Source organism: Sphingomonas sp. CCH5-D11 (assembly GCF_001557395.1).
In the GTDB taxonomy this organism is placed as follows: domain Bacteria; phylum Pseudomonadota; class Alphaproteobacteria; order Sphingomonadales; family Sphingomonadaceae; genus Sphingomonas.
This window is the reverse complement of the sequence record NZ_LSKH01000081.1, coordinates 1-22,567: the sequence shown is the minus strand read 5'-3', so window position 1 is coordinate 22,567 and position 22,567 is coordinate 1. Positions and strand designations below refer to the sequence as shown.

At 63.7% G+C, this 22,567-nt stretch carries 33 protein-coding genes; all 33 read left to right on the top strand.

Translation table 11 applies throughout. From position 1 onward, the window contains the following. Positions 1-23: 23 nt before the first annotated feature. On the top strand, positions 24-494 hold the full coding sequence (rpsG, locus tag AX702_RS04795; protein ID WP_066776806.1) for a 30S ribosomal protein S7: 471 nt from the start codon (positions 24-26) through the stop codon (positions 492-494). Between the two features lie 97 nt (positions 495-591). Then, entirely contained in the window at positions 592-2,685 is a 2,094-nt protein-coding gene (gene fusA, locus AX702_RS04790) for an elongation factor G (protein ID WP_066776801.1), read from the top strand. 131 nt (positions 2,686-2,816) lie between these two features. Then, a complete protein-coding gene (gene tuf / locus AX702_RS04785) occupies positions 2,817-4,010 on the top strand; it encodes an elongation factor Tu (RefSeq protein ID WP_066776798.1) in 1,194 nt (397 codons plus the stop codon). Between the two features lie 169 nt (positions 4,011-4,179). Next, positions 4,180-4,491 carry a 30S ribosomal protein S10 gene (gene rpsJ / locus AX702_RS04780; RefSeq protein ID WP_443026283.1) on the top strand — a complete coding sequence of 104 codons (312 nt, stop codon included), beginning with the start codon at positions 4,180-4,182 and terminating at the stop codon, positions 4,489-4,491. 280 nt (positions 4,492-4,771) lie between these two features. Continuing rightward, positions 4,772-5,506, top strand: coding sequence for a 50S ribosomal protein L3 (rplC, locus tag AX702_RS04775; protein ID WP_066776794.1), 735 nt, complete (start codon positions 4,772-4,774; stop codon positions 5,504-5,506). Positions 5,507-5,508: 2 nt separating this feature from the next. Continuing rightward, on the top strand, positions 5,509-6,123 hold the full coding sequence (gene rplD / locus AX702_RS04770; protein ID WP_066776791.1) for a 50S ribosomal protein L4: 615 nt from the start codon (positions 5,509-5,511) through the stop codon (positions 6,121-6,123). After that, positions 6,116-6,430: a 50S ribosomal protein L23 gene (locus tag AX702_RS04765; protein WP_066776789.1), complete on the top strand. Its 315-nt coding sequence runs from the start codon at positions 6,116-6,118 to the stop codon at positions 6,428-6,430. Before rplD ends, AX702_RS04765 begins: the two co-directional genes overlap by 8 nt. A 1-nt stretch (position 6,431) precedes the next feature. After that, a complete protein-coding gene (gene rplB, locus AX702_RS04760) occupies positions 6,432-7,265 on the top strand; it encodes a 50S ribosomal protein L2 (protein ID WP_066776787.1) in 834 nt (277 codons plus the stop codon). After that, positions 7,265-7,543: a 30S ribosomal protein S19 gene (gene rpsS / locus AX702_RS04755; protein ID WP_066776785.1), complete on the top strand. Its 279-nt coding sequence runs from the start codon at positions 7,265-7,267 to the stop codon at positions 7,541-7,543. The genes rplB and rpsS overlap by 1 nt, the downstream gene beginning before the upstream one ends. Then, a complete protein-coding gene (rplV, locus tag AX702_RS04750) occupies positions 7,543-7,920 on the top strand; it encodes a 50S ribosomal protein L22 (protein ID WP_046408556.1) in 378 nt (125 codons plus the stop codon). Before rpsS ends, rplV begins: the two co-directional genes overlap by 1 nt. Beyond that, positions 7,920-8,627: a 30S ribosomal protein S3 gene (gene rpsC / locus AX702_RS04745; RefSeq protein WP_066776782.1), complete on the top strand. Its 708-nt coding sequence runs from the start codon at positions 7,920-7,922 to the stop codon at positions 8,625-8,627. The genes rplV and rpsC overlap by 1 nt, the downstream gene beginning before the upstream one ends. A 12-nt stretch (positions 8,628-8,639) precedes the next feature. Next, on the top strand, positions 8,640-9,074 hold the full coding sequence (gene rplP / locus AX702_RS04740) for a 50S ribosomal protein L16 (protein ID WP_066776779.1): 435 nt from the start codon (positions 8,640-8,642) through the stop codon (positions 9,072-9,074). A gap of 1 nt (position 9,075) precedes the next feature. Further along, a complete protein-coding gene (gene rpmC, locus AX702_RS04735; RefSeq protein WP_066776776.1) occupies positions 9,076-9,279 on the top strand; it encodes a 50S ribosomal protein L29 in 204 nt (67 codons plus the stop codon). 13 nt (positions 9,280-9,292) lie between these two features. Then, positions 9,293-9,577 carry a 30S ribosomal protein S17 gene (gene rpsQ / locus AX702_RS04730; RefSeq protein WP_046408562.1) on the top strand — a complete coding sequence of 95 codons (285 nt, stop codon included), beginning with the start codon at positions 9,293-9,295 and terminating at the stop codon, positions 9,575-9,577. Between the two features lie 249 nt (positions 9,578-9,826). After that, positions 9,827-10,195 (top strand): 50S ribosomal protein L14, encoded by a 369-nt coding sequence (gene rplN, locus AX702_RS04725; protein ID WP_066776773.1) that lies wholly within the window; start codon positions 9,827-9,829, stop codon positions 10,193-10,195. Then, positions 10,195-10,512, top strand: a complete 318-nt coding sequence (gene rplX, locus AX702_RS04720) for a 50S ribosomal protein L24 (RefSeq protein WP_066776767.1) — start codon at positions 10,195-10,197, stop codon at positions 10,510-10,512. Before rplN ends, rplX begins: the two co-directional genes overlap by 1 nt. Then, the gene (gene rplE, locus AX702_RS04715) at positions 10,505-11,089 is read left to right on the top strand and encodes a 50S ribosomal protein L5 (RefSeq protein ID WP_066776763.1); all 585 of its coding nucleotides are present in this window, start codon (positions 10,505-10,507) and stop codon (positions 11,087-11,089) included. The genes rplX and rplE overlap by 8 nt, the downstream gene beginning before the upstream one ends. 38 nt (positions 11,090-11,127) lie before the next feature. Continuing rightward, positions 11,128-11,433, top strand: a complete 306-nt coding sequence (gene rpsN / locus AX702_RS04710; protein WP_066776758.1) for a 30S ribosomal protein S14 — start codon at positions 11,128-11,130, stop codon at positions 11,431-11,433. Between the two features lie 11 nt (positions 11,434-11,444). Next, positions 11,445-11,840, top strand: a complete 396-nt coding sequence (gene rpsH / locus AX702_RS04705; protein WP_066776755.1) for a 30S ribosomal protein S8 — start codon at positions 11,445-11,447, stop codon at positions 11,838-11,840. Further along, complete coding sequence (gene rplF, locus AX702_RS04700; RefSeq protein ID WP_066776752.1) at positions 11,840-12,373, top strand: 50S ribosomal protein L6; 534 nt, start codon at positions 11,840-11,842, stop codon at positions 12,371-12,373. Before rpsH ends, rplF begins: the two co-directional genes overlap by 1 nt. Then, positions 12,370-12,720 carry a 50S ribosomal protein L18 gene (rplR, locus tag AX702_RS04695; RefSeq protein WP_066776749.1) on the top strand — a complete coding sequence of 117 codons (351 nt, stop codon included), beginning with the start codon at positions 12,370-12,372 and terminating at the stop codon, positions 12,718-12,720. The genes rplF and rplR overlap by 4 nt, the downstream gene beginning before the upstream one ends. Positions 12,721-12,723: 3 nt before the next feature. Continuing rightward, positions 12,724-13,434, top strand: a complete 711-nt coding sequence (gene rpsE, locus AX702_RS04690) for a 30S ribosomal protein S5 (protein WP_066776746.1) — start codon at positions 12,724-12,726, stop codon at positions 13,432-13,434. A gap of 6 nt (positions 13,435-13,440) precedes the next feature. After that, positions 13,441-13,617, top strand: coding sequence for a 50S ribosomal protein L30 (gene rpmD / locus AX702_RS04685; protein WP_066776743.1), 177 nt, complete (start codon positions 13,441-13,443; stop codon positions 13,615-13,617). A 93-nt stretch (positions 13,618-13,710) separates the two neighbouring features. After that, positions 13,711-14,253, top strand: a complete 543-nt coding sequence (rplO, locus tag AX702_RS04680) for a 50S ribosomal protein L15 (RefSeq protein WP_066776740.1) — start codon at positions 13,711-13,713, stop codon at positions 14,251-14,253. A gap of 189 nt (positions 14,254-14,442) precedes the next feature. Then, positions 14,443-15,789, top strand: coding sequence for a preprotein translocase subunit SecY (gene secY, locus AX702_RS04675; RefSeq protein WP_066776737.1), 1,347 nt, complete (start codon positions 14,443-14,445; stop codon positions 15,787-15,789). A gap of 37 nt (positions 15,790-15,826) precedes the next feature. Then, positions 15,827-16,477 carry an adenylate kinase gene (locus tag AX702_RS04670; protein WP_066776732.1) on the top strand — a complete coding sequence of 217 codons (651 nt, stop codon included), beginning with the start codon at positions 15,827-15,829 and terminating at the stop codon, positions 16,475-16,477. Between the two features lie 38 nt (positions 16,478-16,515). Then, positions 16,516-17,055, top strand: coding sequence for a hypothetical protein (locus tag AX702_RS04665; protein WP_066776730.1), 540 nt, complete (start codon positions 16,516-16,518; stop codon positions 17,053-17,055). Positions 17,056-17,249: 194 nt separating this feature from the next. After that, positions 17,250-17,618 (top strand): 30S ribosomal protein S13, encoded by a 369-nt coding sequence (gene rpsM / locus AX702_RS04660; RefSeq protein ID WP_066777085.1) that lies wholly within the window; start codon positions 17,250-17,252, stop codon positions 17,616-17,618. An 86-nt stretch (positions 17,619-17,704) separates the two neighbouring features. Continuing rightward, positions 17,705-18,094, top strand: coding sequence for a 30S ribosomal protein S11 (gene rpsK, locus AX702_RS04655; RefSeq protein ID WP_066776728.1), 390 nt, complete (start codon positions 17,705-17,707; stop codon positions 18,092-18,094). Positions 18,095-18,187: 93 nt separating this feature from the next. Continuing rightward, on the top strand, positions 18,188-19,249 hold the full coding sequence (locus tag AX702_RS04650; protein WP_066776726.1) for a DNA-directed RNA polymerase subunit alpha: 1,062 nt from the start codon (positions 18,188-18,190) through the stop codon (positions 19,247-19,249). 226 nt (positions 19,250-19,475) lie between these two features. Further along, positions 19,476-19,898: a 50S ribosomal protein L17 gene (gene rplQ / locus AX702_RS04645; RefSeq protein ID WP_066776723.1), complete on the top strand. Its 423-nt coding sequence runs from the start codon at positions 19,476-19,478 to the stop codon at positions 19,896-19,898. 136 nt (positions 19,899-20,034) lie between these two features. After that, entirely contained in the window at positions 20,035-21,588 is a 1,554-nt protein-coding gene (guaA, locus tag AX702_RS04640) for a glutamine-hydrolyzing GMP synthase (protein WP_066776719.1), read from the top strand. Positions 21,589-21,905: 317 nt separating this feature from the next. Then, a partial coding sequence (locus tag AX702_RS04635) for a tyrosine-type recombinase/integrase (RefSeq protein ID WP_156455362.1) occupies positions 21,906-22,567 on the top strand: 662 nt, incomplete at its 3' end.

The following is a 22,567-nucleotide window of genomic DNA, read 5'->3' as shown; positions in this document are numbered from 1 at the left end:
GAAGTTTAGAAGGAAGATATCAGATGGCACGTCGTCGTCGTCCCGAGAAGCGGGAAATCCTGCCTGATCCCGTTTACGGGGATGAGGTTCTGTCGAAGTTCATGAATTCGGTGATGCTGGACGGCAAGAAGTCCGTCGCGGAAGGAATCGTCTATTCCGCGCTGACCACCGTCGAGACCCGCGCCAAGCGTGACCCGCTGGGCGTGTTTCATGACGCGCTGAACAACATCAAGCCGGGCATCGAGGTCCGCAGCCGCCGTGTCGGTGGTGCGACCTATCAGGTGCCGGTCGAGGTTCGTCCGGAGCGCGCGCAGGCACTGGCGATCCGCTGGCTGATCGCCGCGGCCCGCGGCCGCAGCGAGAACACCATGGATGCGCGTCTGTCGGGCGAGCTGCTCGACGCTTCGAACAACCGCGGCAACGCGGTGAAGAAGCGCGAGGACACGCACCGCATGGCCGAAGCGAACCGCGCCTTCAGCCACTACCGCTGGTAATGGCTGCGGCTTCCGTCTTGGAAGCGCAACGCACCTGAACTATATCGTGGGGAGCCGGCCGAGGGCCTGCTCCCCACATCGCTAAGGAAAGCCCGACATGGCCCGCAGCCATCCGCTCGAACTCTATCGCAACATCGGCATCATGGCGCATATCGACGCCGGCAAGACGACGACGACCGAGCGCATCCTCTACTACACCGGCAAGTCCTACAAGATCGGCGAAGTGCATGAAGGCACCGCGACGATGGACTGGATGGAGCAGGAGCAGGAGCGCGGCATCACGATCACGTCGGCTGCCACCACCTGCAAGTGGAAGGCCGAAGAGGGCAAGGGCCCTGAGCACCTGATCAACATCATCGACACCCCGGGCCACGTCGACTTCACGATCGAAGTCGAGCGTTCGCTGCGCGTGCTCGACGGCGCTGTGGCATGCTTCGACGGCGTTGCCGGCGTGGAGCCGCAGTCCGAGACGGTGTGGCGCCAGGCTGACAAGTACGGCGTGCCGCGCATGTGCTTCGTCAACAAGCTGGACCGTACCGGTGCCGATTTCTACTTCTGCGTGCAGTCGATCATCGATCGTCTCGGCGCGAAGCCGGCTGTCCTGTATTTGCCGATCGGCATGGAAGGCGGCTTCAAGGGCCTGGTCGACCTGGTCGAGAACCGCGCGATCATCTGGCTCGAGGAATCGCTGGGCGCGAAGTTCGAATATCAGCCGATCCCTGACGACATGGCCGAGAAGGCGGCGAAGTATCGCAGCGACCTGATCGAGCTGGCCGTCGAGCAGGACGATGCGGCGATGGAGGCGTATCTCGAGGGCACCGAGCCGACCGCGGCCGAGCTCAAGAAGCTGATCCGCAAGGGCACGCTGAACATGTCCTTCGTGCCGGTGGTCTGCGGCTCGGCGTTCAAGAACAAGGGCGTGCAGCCCCTGCTTGACGCGGTTGTCGACTTCCTGCCGAGCCCGCTCGACGTTCCCGCCATCAAGGGCGTGAAGCTCGACGGCGAGACGCCGGACGAGCGTCCGTCTTCGGACGAGGCTCCGTTCTCGGCGCTGGCGTTCAAGATCATGAACGACCCGTTCGTCGGTTCGCTCACCTTCGCCCGCATCTACTCGGGCGTCCTCACCAAGGGCAGCTATCTGAACTCGGTGAAGGACAAGAAGGAAAAGATCGGCCGTATGCTCCTGATGCACGCGAACTCGCGTGAGGACATCGAGGAAGCGCGCGCTGGCGACATCGTCGCCATCGCGGGCCTCAAGGAGACCACGACCGGCGATACGCTGTGCGATCCGGCCAAGCCGATCATCCTTGAGCGCATGGAGTTCCCCGAGCCCGTCATCGAGCTGTCGGTGGAGCCGAAGACCAAGGCCGACCAGGAGAAGATGGGCATTGCGCTCAATCGCCTGGCCGCCGAGGATCCCTCGTTCCGCGTGTCGACCGATCACGAATCGGGCCAGACGATCATCAAGGGGATGGGCGAGCTTCACCTCGAGATCCTCGTCGATCGCATGAAGCGCGAGTTCAAGGTTGAGGCAAACGTCGGTGCGCCGCAGGTGGCGTATCGCGAATACCTCAAGAAGAAGGTCGACATCGACTATACGCACAAGAAGCAGTCGGGCGGCTCGGGCCAGTTCGGCCGCGTGAAGGCGACGTTGGTGCCGGGTGAGCGCGGTTCGGGCTACCAGTTCTTCGACGAGATCAAGGGCGGCAACATTCCGCGCGAGTACATCCCGTCGGTGGAGAAGGGCTTCAAGGAGACCGCGGAAACGGGTCACCTGATCGGCTTCCCGATCATCGACTTCGAGGTTCACCTGACGGACGGCGCGTACCACGACGTCGACTCGTCGGCGCTGGCCTTCGAAATCTGTGCCCGCGGCGCGATGCGCGAAGCGGCGGCCAAGGCGGGTATCACCCTGCTGGAGCCGGTGATGAAGGTCGAGGTCGTGACGCCGGAAGATTATCTCGGCGACGTGATCGGCGACATGAACTCGCGTCGTGGCCAGATCCAGGGCACCGACACGCGCGGCAACGCGCAGGCGGTGACGGCGATGGTGCCGCTCGCGAACATGTTCGGCTACGTCAATCAGCTGCGCTCCTTCACCCAGGGTCGCGCCAGCTACTCGATGCAGTTCTCGCACTATGATGAAGTGCCGCAGAACGTTGCTGACGAAGTGAAGGCCAAGATGGCCTGACCCGTTTCTCCGCCATCCGGCGTCGTCGGGTGGCGGAGAGGGTTTGCGAAACCGCAATTCAGCCGCTATGGGGCCGCCTTCACGGCGAGTCCTCGTGCGGCTCAAGTGGAAATCCAGAAGGTAGGACAACAATGGCTAAGGCTAAGTTTGAGCGGACCAAGCCGCACCTGAACATCGGCACCATCGGTCACGTCGACCATGGCAAAACCTCGCTGACCGCAGCGATCACCAAGGTTCTGGCTGACCAGGGTCTGTCGGAAAAGGTCGACTTCGAGAACATCGACAAGGCGCCGGAAGAGCGCGCCCGCGGCATCACCATCTCGACCGCGCACGTCGAGTATGAGACCGGCAATCGCCACTATGCGCACGTCGACTGCCCGGGTCACGCCGACTATGTGAAGAACATGATCACCGGCGCCGCGCAGATGGACGGCGCGATCCTGGTCGTGTCGGCAACCGACGGCCCGATGCCGCAGACCCGCGAGCACATCCTGCTCGCCCGTCAGGTCGGCGTGCCGGCGATGGTCGTGTTCATGAACAAGGTCGACCTGGTCGACGACGAGGAAATCCTCGAGCTGGTCGAGCTGGAAGTTCGCGAGCTGCTGTCCTCGTACGAGTTCCCGGGCGACGACATTCCGATCATCAAGGGTTCGGCAACCGCCGCGCTCTCGGGTTCGGACGACAAGCTCGGCAAGGACGCCGTCCTCGAGCTGATGCAGGCCGTTGACGACTACATCCCGCAGCCGGAGCGTCCGCTCGACAAGCCGTTCATGATGCCGATCGAAGACGTGTTCTCGATCTCGGGTCGCGGTACGGTGGTTACGGGCCGCGTCGAGACCGGCATCATCAAGGTTGGTGAGGAAGTCGAGATCGTCGGCATCCACCCGGAAGTCCGCAAGACGACCGTCACCGGCGTGGAAATGTTCCGCAAGCTGCTCGACCAGGGCCAGGCCGGCGACAACGTCGGCGCGCTGATCCGCGGCGTCGCTCGCGACGAGGTGGAGCGTGGCCAGGTGCTCTGCAAGCCGGGCTCGATCAAGCCGCACACCGACTTCTCGTCGGAAGTGTACGTGCTGTCGAAGGAAGAGGGTGGTCGTCACACGCCGTTCTTCGCCAACTACCGTCCGCAGTTCTACTTCCGCACGACCGACGTGACCGGCACCGTCGAGCTGCCTGAGGGCACCGAGATGGTGATGCCGGGCGACAACGTCGCTCTTGGCATCAAGCTGATCGCGCCGATCGCCATGGACGTGGGCCAGCGCTTCACGATCCGTGAGGGTGGCCGTACCGTCGGCGCCGGTGTCGTCAGCGGCATCACCAAGTAAGATCTTTTCCTAAGATCTGCGGTTCGCCGCAAAGCTGCCGCCCGGCACGCCAATAGGTGTGTCGGGCGGTTGCCTTTTTATGAGAGCGCGGTTATTGGCCGCGCCTTCGCAAGTTTTCACGAACAGCAAGAGCCGCGTTCACGTGGCCCGCTCTTTCGCATCGGTAGGGATTATGGACAGCAACATCCGCATTCGCCTGAAGGCGTTCGATCATCGTGTGCTCGACCAGGCGACCGGCGACATCGCCGACACCGCCCGACGTACCGGTGCGCTTATTCGTGGTCCGATCCCGCTCCCGACGCGAATCGAGAAGTTCACGGTCAACCGTGGCCCGCACGTGGACAAGAAGAGCCGCGAGCAGTTCGAGGTGCGCACCTACAAGCGCATGCTGGACATCGTTCAGCCGACCCCGCAGACCGTCGACGCGCTGATGAAGCTCGACCTCGCGGCAGGCGTTGACGTCGAGATCAAGCTGGCGTAATGGCCAGCCTCCCGCGGTTGACGTGAGTCCCGCGGGTTTGTCGTTTCCGCAGGTATGGAAACGCGTAGGACCCGAGAAGGGCACCTAGAGCAAGAGATACCGCCAGCCATCCCGATGGCTGGGACAGCGTCTCCCGTCTGCCTCTATCAAGGGGCGACCAGCCCGGGACGGGGGCACGCTTCGCTTATACCGGGTTGGAAATGGGATGCTCCCTTGAAGGGGGTGTCACAAGCACCTGTGGGATGGGCCCATGGGTGCCTCTGTTGAGGAGCTACGGATCATGCGTACCGGCGTGATCGCGAAGAAGATGGGCATGACCCGCCTGTTCCAGGACGACGGCCGCCACGTGCCGGTCACCGTCCTGCAGCTGGAAGGGCTTCAGGTCGTCTCTCGCCGCGAAACAGAACGTGACGGCTATACGGCCGTTCAGCTTGGTGCAGGTGTCGCCAAGGCAAAGAATGTCGCCAAGCCGCAGCGCGGCCACTTCGGCAAGTCCGAGGTTGAGCCGAAGGCGATCGTGCATGAGTTCCGCGTGACCGAGGAAAACCTCCTCGATGTCGGCGCGGAGATTTCTGCCGATCACTTCGTTGCTGGCCAGTTCGTCGATATCCAGGGTCGTACTCAGGGTAAGGGTTTTGCCGGCGCCATGAAGCGCTGGAACTTCGGCGGTCTGCGTGCAACGCACGGCGTGTCGGTGTCCCACCGTTCGCACGGTTCGACCGGTAACCGCCAGGATCCGGGTCGCGTCTTCAAGAACAAGAAGATGGCCGGCCACATGGGTGACAAGAACCGCACCCAGCAGAACCTCGAGATCGTCGGCACCGACGTCGAGCGCGGCCTGATCTTCGTCAAGGGCTCGGTCCCTGGCTCGAAGGGCGGCTGGCTGTTCGTCAAGGACGCCGTGAAGCTGAAGCCGCATGCCGACGCGCCGCGTCCGGCCGGCCTGAAGGCTGCCAATAGCAACAACGCAGCGGCTGCTCCGGCACCCGAAGCGACCGACGGCCAGGAGGGCTGAACGTGAAGGTCAAGGTTTCCTCCTTCGCCGGGAATGAAGCGGCGGACGTCGAGCTGTCGGACGAGGTCTTCGGCCTCGAGCCGCGCGCCGACATCCTGCACCGCGTCGTAACCTGGCAGCTCGAGAAGCGTCGCGGCACTGCCCGTGGCACGCGCGAGCGCTCGGACGTCGCCCGCTCGGGCAAGAAGCTTGGTCGCCAGAAGGGCGGCGGTGTGGCCCGTCACGGTGATCGCCGCGCTCCCGTCTTCATCGGCGGTGGTAAGGCTCACGGTGCGCGCGTTCGTGACTTCAACCCGGGTCTGAACAAGAAGGTTCGTGCGCTCGGCCTCAAGATGGCTCTCTCGAGCCATGCCAAGGCTGGCTCGCTGATCGTTTTGGACGGCTTCCAGGTCTCCAAGACCAAGGAGCTGAAGGGCCATTTCGAGACGCTGAACGTTGGCAAGCGCACGCTCGTCATCGACGCCGAGACGGCTGAGGGTTTCCGCGCAGGCTACAACCTGCCGGGCGTGGACCTGCTGCCGGCGGTTGGCGCCAATGTCTATGACATCATCAAGGCCGATACGCTGGTGCTGACCCGCGCTGCGGTCGAGAAGCTGGAGGCTCGCTTCAATGGCTAAGCAGCAGAAGGCGATCGACAACCGTCACTATGACGTGATCGTCGCGCCGCACATCACCGAGAAGTCGACCCTTCTCTCCGAGCAGAACGCGGTTGTGTTCAAGGTCGCGCCGGGCGCGTCCAAGCCGGAGATCAAGGCGGCGGTTGAAGCGATCTTCGACGTCAGCGTCGTGGGCGTGAACACCATCGTCCAGAAGGGCAAGACGAAGCGCTGGAAGGGCAAGCCCTATTTCCGGTCGGACATGAAGAAGGCGATCGTCACGCTCAAGGACGGGCAGTCGATCGACGTCACCGAGGGGGCCAAGTAAGATGGCACTCAAGCATTATAACCCGACCAGCCCCGCCATGCGCGGGCTGGTGCTGATCGACCGTTCGGGTCTGCACAAGGGCGCGCCGGTAAAGGCGCTGACCGAGGGCAAGCGCAAGAGCGGCGGTCGCAACAACAAGGGTCACGTGACCAGCCGCGGCATCGCGGGCGGCCACAAGCAGAAGTATCGCTACATCGACTTCAAGCGTCGCAAGTGGGACGCCGAGGCGACGGTGGAGCGGCTCGAGTATGACCCGAACCGCACCGCGTTCATCGCGCTGGTGAGCTATGCCGATGGCGAGCAGGCCTATATCATCGCGCCGCAGCGCCTTGGTGTCGGTGACAAGATCGTTGCCGGCAAGAAGACCGACGTGAAGCCGGGCAATGCCATGGAGCTGGGCCAGGTGCCGGTCGGCACCATCGTCCACAACGTGGAGATGAAGCCGGGCAAGGGCGGTCAGATCGCGCGTTCGGCTGGTACCTATGTGCAGGTCGTTGGTCGTGATCGCGGGCTGGTGATCGTTCGCCTGAACTCGGGCGAGCAGCGCTACATCCGCAGCGATTGCATGGCCACGGTTGGCGCGGTGTCGAACCCCGACAACCAGAACCAGAACTTCGGCAAGGCGGGTCGTACCCGCTGGATGGGCAAGCGTCCGCTGACCCGTGGCGTCGCGAAGAACCCGGTCGACCACCCGCACGGCGGCGGTGAAGGCCGCACCTCGGGCGGCCGTCACCCGGTCACCCCGTGGGGCAAGCCGACGAAGGGTGCGCGCACCCGCCACAACAAGGCGACGGACAAGATGATCATCCGCAGCCGTCACGCGAGGAAGAAGTAATGGCTCGCTCCGTCTGGAAGGGTCCGTTCGTGGACCTTCATCTGCTGAAGAAGGCAGAGGTGGCGCAGGATCAGGGCACCCGCGCAGGTCCGATCAAGACCTGGTCGCGTCGTTCGACGATCCTCCCGCAGTTCGTCGGCCTGACGTTCAATGTCTACAATGGCCGCAAGTTCGTGCCGGTGTCGGTGAACGAAGAGATGGTTGGCATGAAGCTGGGTGAGTTTGCGCCGACGCGCTACTTCCCGGGTCACGCCGCTGACAAGAAGGGCAAGCGCTGATGAGCAAGCCTCAGTCCCCCCGCAAGGTCGGCGAGAAGGAAGCGCTCTCGGTCGGCACGCAGATCCGTGGTTCGGCGCAGAAGCTGAACCTGGTCGCTGGCCTGATCCGCGGTCGTTCGGCTGCTGACGCGATGAACATCCTCGCCTTCTCCAAGAAGGCGATGGCGGTTGACGCGCGCAAGGTGCTGGCTTCGGCCATTGCCAACGCCGAGAACAACCACAACCTCGACGTTGACGCACTCGTCGTCGCCGAGGCCTCGGTCGGCAAGTCGATCACCATGAAGCGGTTCGCCACGCGCGGCCGCGGCAAGTCCACCCGTATCCTGAAGCCGTTCTCGCGGCTGCGGATCGTCGTGCGCGAGCAGGAAGAAGCCTAATGGGTCACAAGAGCAACCCGATCGGTCTGCGCCTGCAGATCAACCGCACCTGGGACAGCCGCTGGTACGCCGACGGCGCCGACTATGGTCGCCTGCTGCTGGAGGATCTGAAGATCCGCCAGTACATCCTGAAGACGCTGCCGCAGGCCGCGATCTCCAAGGTAGTGATCGAGCGTCCGGCCAAGCTGTGCCGCATCTCCATCTTCGCCGCGCGCCCGGGCGTGATCATCGGCAAGAAGGGCTCGGACATCGAGAAGCTGCGCAAGACGCTCGGCGCGATGACCAGCTCGGACGTGTCGCTGAACATTGTCGAGATCCGCAAGCCGGAAGTCGACGCGAAGCTCGTCGCGCAGGGCATTGCCGATCAGCTGGAGCGCCGTATCGCGTTCCGTCGTGCGATGAAGCGCGCGGTTCAGTCCGCGATGCGCCTGGGTGCCGATGGCATCCGCGTTGCTTGCGGTGGCCGTCTCGGCGGCGCCGAGATCGCGCGCTCGGAAAGCTATCGCGAAGGCCGCGTTCCGTTGCACACGCTGCGCGCGAACATGGACTATGCCGAGGCGCAGGCCCACACCGCTTATGGCGTGTGCGGCGTCAAGGTCTGGATCTTCAAGGGTGAGATCCTGGGCCATGATCCGACGGCGACCGATCGCCTGATGATGGAGGCCCAGACCTCCGGCGTGCGCCCTGCGCGCGATGACCGCCGCTAAGGAGTAGAAGAAGTGCTGCAACCAAAGCGCACCAAGTTCCGCAAGGCGTTCAAGGGCCGCATCAGCGGCGACGCCAAGGGCGGTACCGCGCTCAACTTCGGGTCCTATGGCCTGAAGGCAATGGAGCCGGAGCGCATCACCGCGCGTCAGATCGAGGCGGCTCGCCGCGCGATCACGCGTCACATCAAGCGTCAGGGTCGCCTCTGGATCCGCGTGTTCCCGGACGTGCCCGTGTCGGGCAAGCCGGCCGAAGTCCGCATGGGCTCGGGTAAGGGCTCGCCGGAATTCTGGGCGGCACGCGTCAAGCCGGGCCGTATCCTGTTCGAGCTGGACGGCGTTCCGGGGCCGCTCGCTGCCGAGGCGTTCGAGCGCGCGGCAATGAAGCTCCCCATCAAGACCAAGGTCGTGGCGCGCCTCGGCGACACGTCGCACCTCGGAGGCGAGTGAGATGGCAAACAAGACCGATTTCAACGGCCAGTCGGACGACCAACTGTCCGAACAGCTGGGCAACCTGAAGCGCGAGCAGTTCAACCTGCGCTTCCAGGCGGCGACCAACCAGCTCGAGAAGCCGAGCCGCGTGCGCGAGGTCCGCAAGGACATCGCCCGCATCAAGACCCTGCAGGCGCAGCGTTCCGCTGCCGCCGGCAAGTAAGAGGACCACAGCCATGCCGAAGCGCGTGCTGACCGGGCTGATCGTCTCCGACAAGGGCGACAAGACGGTGGTGGTGAACGTTGAGCGTAAGGTGAAGCACCCGCTCTACGGCAAGATCATCCGCCGTTCGAAGAAGTACCACGCCCATGACGAGGCGAACGAGTACAAGCAGGGCGAGACCGTGCGCATCGAAGAGACCGCGCCGATCTCCAAGCTGAAGACCTGGAAGGTCGTCGATCGGGTCAACACCCATGCGACGCCGGAGCGGGTCGAGATCGACGAGCCGGCCTCGGCGTAAGCCGCAGGCCCGGGTCGAAGACCAGGGCGCCTTTGTCAGTATCGGCCAGGGTCCGGGTAAAGCCGGAGACCAGTCGAGGGGCAGGGGCGATCGAGAGCAGGTAAAGGTGCAGCCCCGCGGGGCCTTGCCTTTTTCCTGTGGAGCGGCTAACGGGCCGCTCCCCCTGGACGCGCTGAGCCGCGGCCGGGGTCATTTTTTTAAGGCGGGGTTGGGTCGGTATCCACCCCATAGCGAGAAGGAAGCGGATCAATGATCCAGATGCAGTCCAATCTCGACGTCGCTGACAACAGCGGTGCGAAGCGGGTTCAGTGCATCAAGGTGCTTGGTGGTTCCAAGCGCCGCACGGCCAGCGTCGGCGACATCATTGTCGTGTCGATCAAGGAAGCGCAGCCGCGCGGCAAGGTGAAGAAGGGTGACGTGCACCGCGCCGTCATCGTTCGCACCGCCAAGGACATTCATCGTGCGGACGGTTCGACCATCCGTTTCGATTCGAACGCCGCCGTGCTGGTCAACAAGAACGAGGAGCCGATCGGCACCCGTATCTTTGGCCCGGTGGTGCGTGAGCTTCGCGGCAAGAAGCACATGAAGATCATCTCGCTGGCTCCGGAGGTGCTGTAATGGCCGCCGCAAAGATCAAGAAGGGTGATCAGGTCATCGTTCTGTCCGGCAAGGACAAGGGCAAGACCGGCACCGTGACCGCTGCCATGCCGAAGGACGGCAAGGTTGTCGTCGCCGGCGTGAACGTCGCGACCCGTCACACCAAGCCGTCGCAGATGAACCCGCAGGGCGGCCTCAACCGCTTTGAAGCGCCGCTGCACATCTCGAAGGTCGCTCACGTCACTGCCGATGGCAAGCCGACGCGCGTCCGTTTCGAGACGCAGGACGGCAAGAAGGTTCGTGTTGCGGTCAAGACCGGGGAGAAGATCGATGGCTGATGGCTACACGCCCCGCCTGCGCAAGCAGTATGACGAGACGATCGTCAAGGCGATGGTCGAGAAGTTCGGCTACAAGAACGTGCTCGAGATCCCGCGGATTGAGAAGATCGTGCTGAACATGGGCGTCGGTGAGGCGACCCAGGACAAGAAGCGCGTCGAGCAGGCTGCGTCCGAGATGGAGCTGATCGCTGGTCAGAAGCCGGTGATCACCAAGGCGAAGAAGTCGATCGCGCAGTTCAAGTTGCGTGAAGGCATGCCGATCGGCGTGAAGGTAACCCTTCGCCGCGAGCGCATGTACGAGTTCCTCGACCGCTTCATCACGATCGCGCTGCCGCGTGTTCGCGACTTCCGCGGCCTGAACCCGAAGAGCTTCGATGGTCGTGGCAATTATGCCTGCGGCCTGAAGGAACAGATCGTGTTCCCGGAGATCAACTATGACCGCATCGACAAGGTGCGCGGCATGGACGTGATCGTCACCACGACCGCCAAGACCGACGAGGAAGCGCGCGAGCTGCTTCGTCTGTTCGGCTTCCCGTTCCCGCGGGATGAGGCGGATGAAGAGAAGAAGGCGGCGTGAGCCCCTTGGCAACGAATTGAACGAGAGAGCTTAAGTCCATGGCGAAACTGAGTTCCGTGAACAAGAACGAGCGTCGCAAGAAGCTCGTGAAGCAATATGCCGGCAAGTATGCGAAGCTGAAAGCGCAGGCGAACGACAAGTCGCTGGATGAGACCGAGCGTCTCATCGCGCGGCTCAAGATGGCCGAGCTGCCCCGCAACGCGAACCCGACCCGCGTCCGCAACCGTTGCGAGATCACCGGTCGTCCGCGCGCTTACTACCGCAAGTTCCGCCTCGCCCGCGTGATGCTGCGTGATCTGGCCAACAAGGGCCTGATCCCGGGTCTGACGAAGTCGAGCTGGTAAGGATCACGAAGATGGCAGTGACCGATCCCCTGGGTGACCTGCTCACCCGCATCCGCAATGGCCAGCGCGCGCGCAAGGACAGCGTCGTATCGCCGGCTTCCAAGCTGCGGACCCGCGTGCTCGACGTGCTTCAGCGCGAAGGCTACATCCGTGGCTATAGCGAGGAAGATCTGGGCCCCGTGAAGGGCGTCCGTATCGAGCTGAAGTATTTTGAGGGCCAGCCGGCGATCAAGCATGTCGCCCGCGTCTCGAAGCCTGGTCGTCGCATCTACAGCGGGTCGCAGGACCTGCCGCGCGTGATGAACGGCCTGGGCATCACCATCGTCTCGACGCCGCGCGGCGTGCTTTCCGATGCGGAAGCACGTGAGCAGAACGTCGGCGGCGAAGTGCTGGCGGAGGTGTTCTGATGAGCCGCATTGGTAAAAAGGCGGTTCCGGTTCCGGCTGGCGTCACCGCCACCGTTTCTGGCAACCAGCTGTCGGTGAAGGGGCCCAAGGGCGCCCTTTCGCTGACCATGTCGGACCTGATCACCTACGACATCCAGTCCGATGGTATTTCGGTTCAGCCGGCGAACGACTCCAAGCAGGCGCGCTCCTTCTGGGGCATGCAGCGCACGCTGGTGCAGAACCTGGTTACCGGCGTGACCGAGGGCTTCACCAAGAAGCTGGTCATCACCGGCGTCGGCTATCGCGCCTCGGCGCAGGGCCGGAAGCTGAAGCTTCAGCTCGGCTACAGCCACGATGTCGACATCGACGTGCCGGAAGGCATTGAGGTGAAGACCCCGGATCAGACCACGGTCGAGATTTCGGGCGCCGACAAGCAGAAGGTGGGCCAGCTGGCCGCCGAGATCCGCCGCTGGCGCAAGCCCGAGCCGTACAAGGGCAAGGGCATCAAGTACGACGGCGAGTTCATCTTCCGTAAGGAAGGAAAGAAGAAGTGAGCAAGGGCCTTTCGCTTTTCGAGAAGCGGCGTCGCCGCAACCGTACGGCGCTTCGTGCGCGCAGCGGTGGGCGTCCGCGCCTGTCGGTTCATCGTTCGGGCAAGCACATCTATGCCCAGGTGATCGACGATGCGCAGGGTCGCACCGTCGCTTCCGCCTCGACCCTGCAGGGCCACGAGGGCGCGACGTCGAACGTCGATGCGGCCTCGGCCGTGGGCAAGCGTATCGCCGAGGCCGCGAAGGCGGCTGGCGTCACGCAGGTCGTGTTCGATCGTGGCGGCTTCCTCTTTCACGGCCGGGTGAAGGCGCTGGCGGAAGCCGCGCGCGAAGCCGGACTGGAGTTCTAAGACATGGCTGACGAGAACAACACCGAAGTGCAGGCGGCAGCGCCTGAGGCGAATGCCGGTGCCGGTGAGGCTCCGCGCGGTCGCGGTGGTCGCGGCCGTGGCGGTGACCGTGGTGGTCGCGGCGGACGTGATGGCGGCCGTGGCCGTCGTGATGACCGCAACCGGGACGAGGGCGGTGAAGAGCTGATCGAGAAGCTCGTTCACATCAACCGCGTGTCCAAGACGGTGAAGGGCGGTAAGCGCTTCGGCTTCGCAGCGCTGGTCGTCGTTGGCGACGGCAAGGGCCGCGTGGGCTTTGGCCATGGCAAGGCGCGCGAAGTGCCGGAAGCGATTTCCAAGGCCACGGCTGCTGCCAAGAAGGCAATGGTTCGCGTTCCGCTGAAGGAAGGCCGCACGCTGCACCATGATGGCAATGGCCATTTCGGTGCAGGCCGCGTGACCGTTCGCTCGGCGCCGCAGGGTACCGGCATCATCGCCGGCGGTCCGATGCGCGCGATTTTCGAATCGCTGGGCGTCGCCGACGTGGTGACCAAGTCGATCGGCACGTCGAACCCGTACAACATGATCCGCGCCACCTTCGAGGCGCTGAACAGCCAAACTTCGCCGAAGTCGGTTGCGCAGCGTCGTGGCAAGAAGATCGCCGACCTGCTCGGTCGCGGCCATGGCGCTGATGCGCAGACCGCCGCTGCCGAAGCCGCGGCCGTCACGGAGTAAGCCGACATGGCAACCATCAAGGTCAAGCAGACCGGATCGCCGATCCGTCGTACCAAGGATCAGCGCGCGACGCTGATCGGCCTGGGCCTCAACAAGATGCACCGGGTTGCGGAGCTCGAGGATTCCCCCGAGGTTCGTGGCATGATCCGGAAGGTGCAGCACATGGTCGAGGTTCAGGACTGAACGTCCTCACCTGACTAGTGACAAAATGCGGATGGGGGGCTATCGGCCCCCCTTCCTTTATCCAGCGCGAAAACAGCGAAAGCGAGTGCACACATGAAACTGAACGAACTGCGGGACAACGAAGGCGCCCGTCATCGCAAGATCCGCGTCGGTCGCGGTATCGGCTCTGGCAAGGGCAAGACCGGTGGTCGCGGCCAGAAGGGCCAGAAGAGCCGTGAGGGCGTGTCCATCGCGGGCTTCGAGGGTGGCCAGATGCCGCTTCACATGCGCCTGCCGAAGCGTGGCTTCAACAACATCTTCGCCAAGGATTATGCCGAGGTGAACCTCGTCGCGATCCAGAAGGCTGTCGATTCGGGCAAGCTGACGGCAACCGACGTCGATCACGCAGCGCTGAAGGCCGCTGGCCTCGCACGCGGTGGCAAGGATGGCGTGCGCGTGCTCGGCAAGGGCGAGCTGACGGCCAAGCTGAACTTCACCGTCGCCGGCGTGTCTGCCAGCGCCCGTGAGGCGATCGAGAAGGCGGGTGGCTCCGTCTCAGTGATCGAGGTTGTTCCTGCTGCCGAAAAGGCTGCCGCGAAGAAGGGCAAGGCGCGCGAGGCGCGGCTCGCCGACAAGGCTGCCAAGCAGGGCAAGTAATCGTAGCTGCCACCCCGGCCACGGCCGGGGTCCAGTTACGGGCCGCTCGCGACTGGGCTCCTGGCATTGCCGGAGCGGAAATTGCTCGGTGGGTTAGACAAGCCTTCGAGCGCGACTATATGAGCGGCGGGGCGGGGGCATCAGCACCTTCTCCGCCGTTTCTGTTTCAGACCAAGGCCCAAGGCTATTATGGCATCCGCAGCCGACCAGATGGCGCAAAATCTCAGCCTCGCGAAGTTCGCGCAGGCCACCGATCTCAAGAAGAGGCTGTGGTTCACGATCGGTGCGCTGATCGTCTTCCGTCTGCTCAGCTACGTGCCGTTGCCCGGCATCGACCCGACCGGGCTTGCCGCGCTGGCGCAGCAGACCAAGGGCGGCGTGCTTGATTTCTTCAACACCTTCTCGGGCGGCGCGCTGGAGCGTGCCTCGCTGATCGCGCTCGGCGTGATGCCGTACATCACGGCGTCGATCGTCGTGCAGCTCGCGACCTCGCTGTCGCCGCAGCTCGCCGCGATCAAGAAGGAAGGCGAGAGCGGGCGCAAGAAGCTGAACCAATATACGCGCTATGGCACGGTGCTGCTGACGGCGATCCAGGGTTATGTGATCGCGACCGGTCTTGAGGCTGGGGGCGCGGTTGTCGAGCCAGGCATGCTGTTCCGCGTTGCTGCGGTGATCTCGCTGATCGGCGGCACCATGTTCCTGATGTGGATCGGTGAGCAGATCACCAGCCGCGGGATCGGCAACGGCATTTCGCTGATCATCATGGCCGGCATCGTTGCGCACCTGCCCACGACGCTCGTCAACCTCCTCGAAGGTGGCCGCACCGGCTCGATGAGCCCGGCGGTGGTGATCGCGATCATCCTGGCGGTGGTCGGCCTGATCCTCTTCATCTGCTTCATGGAGCGCGCTCAGCGCCGCATCCTGATTCAATATCCCAAGCGTCAGACTGCGCGCGGGGTGCAGGCGGACCGGAGCCACCTGCCGCTGAAGATCAACACGGCCGGCGTGATCCCGCCGATCTTCGCCTCCTCGCTGCTGCTGCTTCCGCTGACGATCACGCAGTTCGCCGGCAATCGCGTGTCGGGCGAGAGCTGGTGGGGCGATACGATCATCATGCTGAACCAATGGCTCCAGCACGGCAGCCCGCTGTACATGCTGCTGTACGGTGCCGGCATCATCTTCTTCTCGTTCTTCTACACCGCGGTCGTGTTCAACCCGGAAGAGACGGCGGAGAATCTGAAGCGCTACGGCGGGTTCATCCCTGGCATCCGTCCGGGCAAGAACACCGAGCAGTATTTCGATTACGTCCTCACCCGTATCACGGTGATCGGCGCGGCGTATCTGGCGGTGATCTGTCTGCTGCCGGAATATCTGGTGTCGGCGCTGTCCATCCCGTTCTATCTCGGCGGGACGAGCCTGCTGATCGTCGTGAACGTCACCATGGACACGGTCACGCAGATCCAGTCGCATCTGCTGGCGCATCAATATGGCGATCTCATCAAGAAGGCGAAACTGAAGGGTGGCCGGCTGCGCTGAGGCGGGCCGACAACACACACAGGGGAGGCGTTTTCGCGTGAACATCATTCTTCTGGGGCCGCCGGGGGCGGGCAAGGGGACTCAGTCCGAACGGTTGGTCGCGGAGCGCGGCATGGTTCAGCTGTCGACCGGGGACATGTTGCGGGCTGCGGTGAAGGCCGGCACGCCGGTGGGTCTCCAGGCGAAGGCCGTGATGGATGCGGGCGAGCTTGTCTCCGACGCGATCGTCTCGGCGTTGATCGGGGAGAATCTCGATCGCCTGGTGCAGGGTGAAGGCGCGATCTTCGATGGCTATCCGCGCACGGCAGCGCAGGCCGATGCGCTTGACCTTCTGCTCGAGGAGCGGTCCCGTACGCTCGACCATGTGATCGAGCTCGCCGTCGACGAAGATGCGCTGGTGGAGCGGATTGTTGGCCGCTTTACCTGCGCCAATTGCGGCGCGGGCTATCACGACACGTTCAAGCAGCCGAAGGTCGCGGACACTTGCGACATATGTGGCGCGCATGAGTTCAAGCGTCGCCCCGACGACAATGAGGAAACGGTCCGCACCCGCATGGCGGAATATCGCGCCAAGACCGCGCCGATTCTGCCGATCTACGAGGCGCGCGGGCTGGTGCGCCGCGTTGACGGCATGGCGGACATTGCCGAAGTGACCCGGTCGATCGAGGCGATCCTCGACGGTAGGTAACGTCGTCCCATATATCCCGTGCGTCGGGAGGGACGAGGATGCTGACGAGACTCGAACGCGCGATCGCGGCCGCGGCGCTGTCCACGGCCGCGGGGCAGGCGCGAGGCGATGTGATCGCGGTTCATCCGGGCGGCTTTGAGACGGCCGCTGTCGTGTCCATTGCCGCCCCTGCGGAGCGGGTGTGGGCGACATTGCAGTCGCCGGCGCTCTGGTGGGAGCCCGAGCACACCTATTCCGGCGACTCGGCAAACCTCAGTCTGGGCGCGCAAGCCGGCGGCTGTTTTTGCGAGCGGCTGCCGGGCAGTGGAAGTGTCGAGCACGCCCGGGTCATCTATATCCAGCCCTCCCAGGTTCTGCGATTGCAAGGCGGATTGGGTCCGCTCCAGGCCGAGGCCGTCACGGGCGTGCTCACGTTCGAGCTGCTTGCCCAGGAGGCGGGGACCACGCAGGTCAAGATGACCTATCTCGTCAGCGGACATCTGCGCGCCGGATCGGAGAAGCTGGTGCCGCTCGTAGATCAGGTTCTGACCTTGCAGTTGCAGCGGTTGAAGACGGCCGCGCTCAAGTCGTTGCGGTGAGGCAAATGTCCGACAGCGAGACGGAACCGGACGCTTGACATCGCGTTTGCGCCTGCTTAGTTGACCGCCCTTCCATCAATCGGGTACCGGCAGCGTCTTGCGCGCTTGCCGCTTTCCTGCGTGGTGGAAATCTTGCGAGGAGATGGGGTGCGTGAACCATGCCGCACCCCGTGGAGCACGAGGAGAAAAGTTTCATGGCACGTATCGCGGGTGTCAACATCCCGACCAACAAGCGCGTCCTGATTGCGCTGCAGTACATTCACGGCATTGGCCCGGCAAAGGCCAAGGAACTCACCGAGAAGCTTTCGATCGCGCCGGAGCGCCGCGTGCAGGACCTGACCGATCAGGAAGTGCTGCAGATTCGTGAAGCGATCGACGCCGGCTACACCGTTGAGGGTGACCTGCGTCGCGAAACCGCGATGAACATCAAGCGTCTGATGGACCTCGCCTGCTATCGTGGCCTGCGCCACCGCAAGGGCCTGCCGGTCCGCGGCCAGCGCACGCATACCAACGCGCGCACCCGCAAGGGCAAGGCGAAGCCGATCGCAGGCAAGAAGAAGTAAGCGTTCACGCTTTCTCTTCGGTCGAGGGCCGGTCGCAGGCGTCACGCCTCCCGGCCTCCGCTTGAAACAAAGGTCAGGATTACCAAATGGCACAGGCACCGCAGCGTATTCGCCGTCGCGAGCGCAAGAACATCACCGCAGGCGTGGCGCACGTCAACGCCAGCTTCAACAACACCATGATCACGATCACCGACGCGCAGGGCAATGCGATCAGCTGGTCGTCGGCCGGCATGATGGGCTTCAAGGGTTCGCGTAAGTCGACCCCTTATGCCGCCCAGGTCGCCGCCGAGGACGCCGGCAAGAAGGCCGCCGAGCACGGCGTTCGTACCCTTGAGGTCGAGGTGAAGGGTCCGGGTTTGGGCCGCGAGTCGGCGCTTCGCGCGCTGCAGGCGGTTGGTTTTCAGATCACGTCGATCCGCGACGTGACCTCGATCCCGCACAATGGTGTGCGTCCGTCGAAGCGCCGCCGCGTCTGATGATTTCTGGCCCCCGGCTGACGAGTCGGGGTGCCCTTTATTTTCCCGGCTGGTCGCGCCCCACGACTGGCCCAACATCAGGGGACACGAGCCTTGTCCGTCAACGCAAAGAACTGGCAGGAACTTAAGAAGCCCAACGCGCTCGAGAAGAAGGGCGGCGATGGCAAGCGCAAGGCGACCTTCGTTGCCGAGCCGCTGGAGCGTGGCTTCGGCCTGACGCTCGGCAACGCGCTGCGTCGCGTGCTGCTGTCGAGCCTGCAGGGCGCGGCCGTCACGTCGATCAAGATCGAGAACGTGCTGCACGAGTTCTCGAGCCTGGCGGGTGTTCGCGAGGACGTCACCGACATCGTCCTGAACGTGAAGCAGATTGCGCTCAAGATGCAGGGCGAGGGCCCGAAGCGTCTGCAGCTGTCGGCTACTGGCCCGGCAGAGGTGAAGGCTGGCGATATCGCAGTCTCTGGCGACATCGAAGTGATGAACCCGGAGCTGGTGATCTGCCACCTCGACGAGGGCGCGACGTTCAACATGGAACTGACCGCCGACACCGGCAAGGGTTATGTGCCCGCGACGGTGAACCGTCCGGCAGACGCACCGATCGGCCTCATCCCGGTCGACGCACTGTATTCGCCGGTGCGCCAGGTCAGCTACAAGGTCGATCCGACCCGCGTTGGCCAGGACCTCGACTATGACAAGCTGACGCTGACGGTCGAGACCGACGGCACAGTGACGCCGGAAGACGCTCTTGGCTATGCCGGCCGGATTCTTCAGGACCAGCTGGCGCTGTTCGTGCACTTCGACGACTCGGCCGTCACGCGTTCTGCGCCGGTTGGCGTTGCTGCTCCCGCGGCAGGAGCCGAGCCGGCGAGCGACACGCAGCAGATCAATCGTTACCTGCTCAAGAAGGTTGACGAGCTGGAGCTGTCGGTCCGTTCGGCGAACTGCCTCAAGAACGACAACATCATCTATATCGGCGATCTGGTCGGCAAGACCGAGGCCGAGATGCTGCGTACACCGAACTTCGGCCGCAAGTCCTTGAACGAGATCAAGGAAGTGCTGTCTTCGATGGGGCTGCGGCTGGGGATGGAAATCCCGGGCTGGCCGCCGGAAAACATCGAGGAAATGGCCAAGAAGCTCGAGCAGGAAATCATGGGCTGATTTCATCCCCGGTGCAGCAATGCTGCGCCGGGGGCGAAGCTGGCCTGGCCGGTGACTCGGCGATGTCGAGCCTGATTGGCGGCGCGGCTTGGTCGCGGTGCCACCCGGCTAACGGTTAAGCGGGACTCCGGATCAAGACCGGAATGACGATATTTGGGTGGCCCGCGCGTCCCACCCGGCTTGGGGTTCCGTCAAACGGCCCCCTGACGAACGAGAAGGAAATACCATGCGCCATCGTGTAGGCGGTCGTAAGCTTCAGCGTACTTCCGCGCATCGCGCCGCCCTGTTCCGCAACATGTCGGCCGCGCTCATCAAGCATGAGCAGATCACCACCACGCTCGCCAAGGCGAAGGAGCTTCGCCCGTACATCGAGAAGCTGATCACTTTGGGCAAGAAGGGCGGCCTGTCGAACCGCCGTCTCGCCCATGCCCGTCTGCTTGACGATGCACAGCTGGTGAAGCTGTTCGACGTGCTGGCGCCGCGCTACGCCGATCGCAACGGTGGTTACACCCGCGTCATCAAGGCCGGCATCCGCGCGTCGGACGCGTCGCCGATGGCGATCATCGAGTTCGTGGATCGCGACGTGGCCGCCAAGGGTCAGGACTCCGGTCCGGTGATGAACGACGAGGATTTCGACGAAGCCGCCTGAGCGTCGCGTCGTAAACAGGAAAGGGGTCGCTTCGGAAACGAGGCGGCCCCTTTCGCATGTCTGGCTTCACAGGCGGCGGTGAGGAAGGCGCACGCTGCCCCTTCCGGGAATCGCTCCGCGCCGCTACAGGCCCGCCATGGAACACCCCGACAGCATCCTCATCATCGATTTCGGCAGCCAGGTCACGCAGCTGATCGCCCGGCGCGTGCGCGAAGCAGGCGTGTACAGCGAGATCGCGCCGTTCCAGTCCGCCGCCGAGGCCTTCGAGCGGATGCAGCCAAAAGGCGTGATTCTCTCCGGCGGCCCAGCTTCGGTGGTTGACGAAGGAAGCCCGCGCGCGCCGCAGGCGGTGTTCGACAGCGGTGTGCCCCTGCTCGGCATCTGTTACGGCCAGCAGGTGATGAACACTCAGCTCGGCGGGCGGGTTGAGAAGGGTTATTCCGGCGAGTTCGGTGAAGCGTTCGTCCAGGTGGATACGGCCTGCGGCTTGTTCGACGGCCTGTGGCGCGAAGGTGAACGGCACCAGGTGTGGATGAGCCACGGGGATCATGTGGCCCAGCTGGCGCCCGGTTTCGCTCCCGTTGCATCCTCGGCGGGCGCGCCCTTTGCCATCACGGCCGATGAGCAGCGTCGGTATTATGGCATGCAGTTCCATCCTGAGGTGGTCCACACGCCGGACGGCGCGAAGCTGATCAAGAACTTTGCGCGCCATGTCTGCGGGCTGACCGGTGACTGGACCATGGCCGAGTTCCGCGAGACCAAGATCGCCGAGATCCGCGCGCAGGTTGGCAAGGGCAGGGTGATCTGCGGCTTGTCCGGCGGGGTCGACTCGGCCGTGGCCGCGGTGCTGATCCATGAGGCGATCGGCGATCAGCTGACTTGCGTATTTGTCGATCACGGCCTGATGCGCAGTGGTGAGGCCGAGCAGGTCGTCAGCCTCTTCCGCGGTCATTACAACATTCCGCTGGTCCACGTGAACGCCGAGACGTTGTTCCTGAGCGGCCTTGCCGGCGTGACCGATCCCGAGGCCAAGCGGAAGTTCATCGGCAAGACATTCATCGAAGTGTTCGAGGACGAAGCGCGCAAGATCGGTGGTGCAGAGTTCCTCGCGCAGGGGACGCTTTACCCGGATGTGATCGAAAGCGTCAGCTTCACCGGCGGGCCTTCGGTGACGATCAAGAGCCACCACAATGTGGGCGGGCTGCCCGAGCGCATGAACATGAAGCTCGTCGAGCCGCTGCGCGAGCTGTTCAAGGATGAGGTCCGCGAACTCGGGCGCGAGCTCGGACTGCCCGATGTTTTCGTCGGCCGCCATCCGTTCCCCGGGCCCGGCCTTGCGATCCGCATTCCCGGCGAGGTGACGCGCGAACGTTGCGACATTCTCCGCAAGGCGGACGCGATCTATCTCGAAGAGATCCGCAACGCCGGCCTGTACGATGCCATCTGGCAGGCCTTCGCCGTGCTGCTCCCCGTTCGGTCGGTCGGCGTGATGGGCGACGGCCGGACCTATGACAGCGTGCTGGCGTTGCGGGCCGTGACATCGACGGACGGCATGACGGCGCAGGCGTTTGAGTTTCCCGGTGGTTTCCTGCCGCGGGTGGCGACGCGCATCGTCAACGAGGTCAAGGGCATCAACCGCGTGACCTACGATTATACGTCCAAGCCGCCGGGCACGATCGAGTGGGAATGATTCAGGCCCGTCCCAGGGTATCCGGCACCACGCTACAATTCGACATAACTAACTGAAATTACTGAATAAACGTCTCGACGTGTTTCGCCATCTATCGCGGGGTAAGCCTCCGGGGTGGCGGCATGGCTGACGGTATGGCTCATCTTGTCTCCTCTCGAAATCCCCGATACCGTCAGGCGTGTGAGAGCGCCTGACGGTATATTTTTTCCTACAATGCGCTGTAATTGCTAGGGAAAAACCAAAATATTGGGCCTGTTTTGGCCTGACGGTATAATTGGCTGCTCTCCGGCATTTTTTGATCAGTCTGGAGGGCGCTTATGCTGACCGACGCCGCCATTAAGGCATTGAGACCGCGAGATAAATTATACAAGGTTGTCGACCGTGACGGTATGTACATTGTCGTCCAACCGTCGGGCGTGATCGTGTTTCGGCTCGACTACCGGCTGAACGGTCGACGCGAGACGGTGACGTTGGGCCGCTATGGTCCGGCCGGCCTGTCGCTCGCCCGAGCGCGGGAAAAACTGATTGATGCCCGGCGTGCCATTTCCGAGGGCCGTTCACCGGCACAGGAGAAGCAGCGCGAAAAGCGCCGCCTCCAAGAGGCGAAGAGCTTTGGTGAGTTCGGCGAGCGCTGGCTTCAGGAAGCGCGGATGGCGGACAGCACCCGCGCCATGCGTCGATCGATCTTCGAACGTGATATTCTTCCGGTGTTCCGCAAGCGGCTGCTGCACGAGATCCTGCCCGAAGATTTGCGCGCGCTGTGCGCGAAAGTGAAGGAGCGAGGAGCGCCGGCGACGGCGGTCCACGTCAGGGACATCGTGAAACTGGTGTTCGCCTTCGCCATCCTGCATGGCGAGAAGGTCGCTAATCCGGCCGACGAGGTCGGCCCGGCGTCGATCGCGACCTTCGTGCCAAAGGACAGGTCTCTCTCTCCGGCGGAAATCAGGATCATGCTCGGCCAGCTTGAGCATGTCGCCAC

Coding starts and splice junctions, on each gene's coding strand:
- rpsC (WP_066776782.1), top strand. CDS start 7,920: ATGGGTCACAAGAGCAACCCGATCGGTCTGCGCCTGCAGATCAACCGC.
- rplE (WP_066776763.1), top strand. CDS start 10,505: ATGGCTGATGGCTACACGCCCCGCCTGCGCAAGCAGTATGACGAGACG.
- rplN (WP_066776773.1), top strand. CDS start 9,827: ATGATCCAGATGCAGTCCAATCTCGACGTCGCTGACAACAGCGGTGCG.
- guaA (WP_066776719.1), top strand. CDS start 20,035: ATGGAACACCCCGACAGCATCCTCATCATCGATTTCGGCAGCCAGGTC.
- rpsM (WP_066777085.1), top strand. CDS start 17,250: ATGGCACGTATCGCGGGTGTCAACATCCCGACCAACAAGCGCGTCCTG.
- rpsQ (WP_046408562.1), top strand. CDS start 9,293: ATGCCGAAGCGCGTGCTGACCGGGCTGATCGTCTCCGACAAGGGCGAC.
- rplQ (WP_066776723.1), top strand. CDS start 19,476: ATGCGCCATCGTGTAGGCGGTCGTAAGCTTCAGCGTACTTCCGCGCAT.
- fusA (WP_066776801.1), top strand. CDS start 592: ATGGCCCGCAGCCATCCGCTCGAACTCTATCGCAACATCGGCATCATG.
- tuf (WP_066776798.1), top strand. CDS start 2,817: ATGGCTAAGGCTAAGTTTGAGCGGACCAAGCCGCACCTGAACATCGGC.
- secY (WP_066776737.1), top strand. CDS start 14,443: ATGGCATCCGCAGCCGACCAGATGGCGCAAAATCTCAGCCTCGCGAAG.
- rpmD (WP_066776743.1), top strand. CDS start 13,441: ATGGCAACCATCAAGGTCAAGCAGACCGGATCGCCGATCCGTCGTACC.
- rplF (WP_066776752.1), top strand. CDS start 11,840: ATGAGCCGCATTGGTAAAAAGGCGGTTCCGGTTCCGGCTGGCGTCACC.
- rplO (WP_066776740.1), top strand. CDS start 13,711: ATGAAACTGAACGAACTGCGGGACAACGAAGGCGCCCGTCATCGCAAG.
- rpsG (WP_066776806.1), top strand. CDS start 24: ATGGCACGTCGTCGTCGTCCCGAGAAGCGGGAAATCCTGCCTGATCCC.
- rpsK (WP_066776728.1), top strand. CDS start 17,705: ATGGCACAGGCACCGCAGCGTATTCGCCGTCGCGAGCGCAAGAACATC.
- AX702_RS04665 (WP_066776730.1), top strand. CDS start 16,516: ATGCTGACGAGACTCGAACGCGCGATCGCGGCCGCGGCGCTGTCCACG.
- rplB (WP_066776787.1), top strand. CDS start 6,432: ATGGCACTCAAGCATTATAACCCGACCAGCCCCGCCATGCGCGGGCTG.
- rpsN (WP_066776758.1), top strand. CDS start 11,128: ATGGCGAAACTGAGTTCCGTGAACAAGAACGAGCGTCGCAAGAAGCTC.
- rplC (WP_066776794.1), top strand. CDS start 4,772: ATGCGTACCGGCGTGATCGCGAAGAAGATGGGCATGACCCGCCTGTTC.
- rplX (WP_066776767.1), top strand. CDS start 10,195: ATGGCCGCCGCAAAGATCAAGAAGGGTGATCAGGTCATCGTTCTGTCC.
- rpsS (WP_066776785.1), top strand. CDS start 7,265: ATGGCTCGCTCCGTCTGGAAGGGTCCGTTCGTGGACCTTCATCTGCTG.
- rpmC (WP_066776776.1), top strand. CDS start 9,076: ATGGCAAACAAGACCGATTTCAACGGCCAGTCGGACGACCAACTGTCC.
- rplV (WP_046408556.1), top strand. CDS start 7,543: ATGAGCAAGCCTCAGTCCCCCCGCAAGGTCGGCGAGAAGGAAGCGCTC.
- AX702_RS04765 (WP_066776789.1), top strand. CDS start 6,116: ATGGCTAAGCAGCAGAAGGCGATCGACAACCGTCACTATGACGTGATC.
- rpsH (WP_066776755.1), top strand. CDS start 11,445: ATGGCAGTGACCGATCCCCTGGGTGACCTGCTCACCCGCATCCGCAAT.
- rpsE (WP_066776746.1), top strand. CDS start 12,724: ATGGCTGACGAGAACAACACCGAAGTGCAGGCGGCAGCGCCTGAGGCG.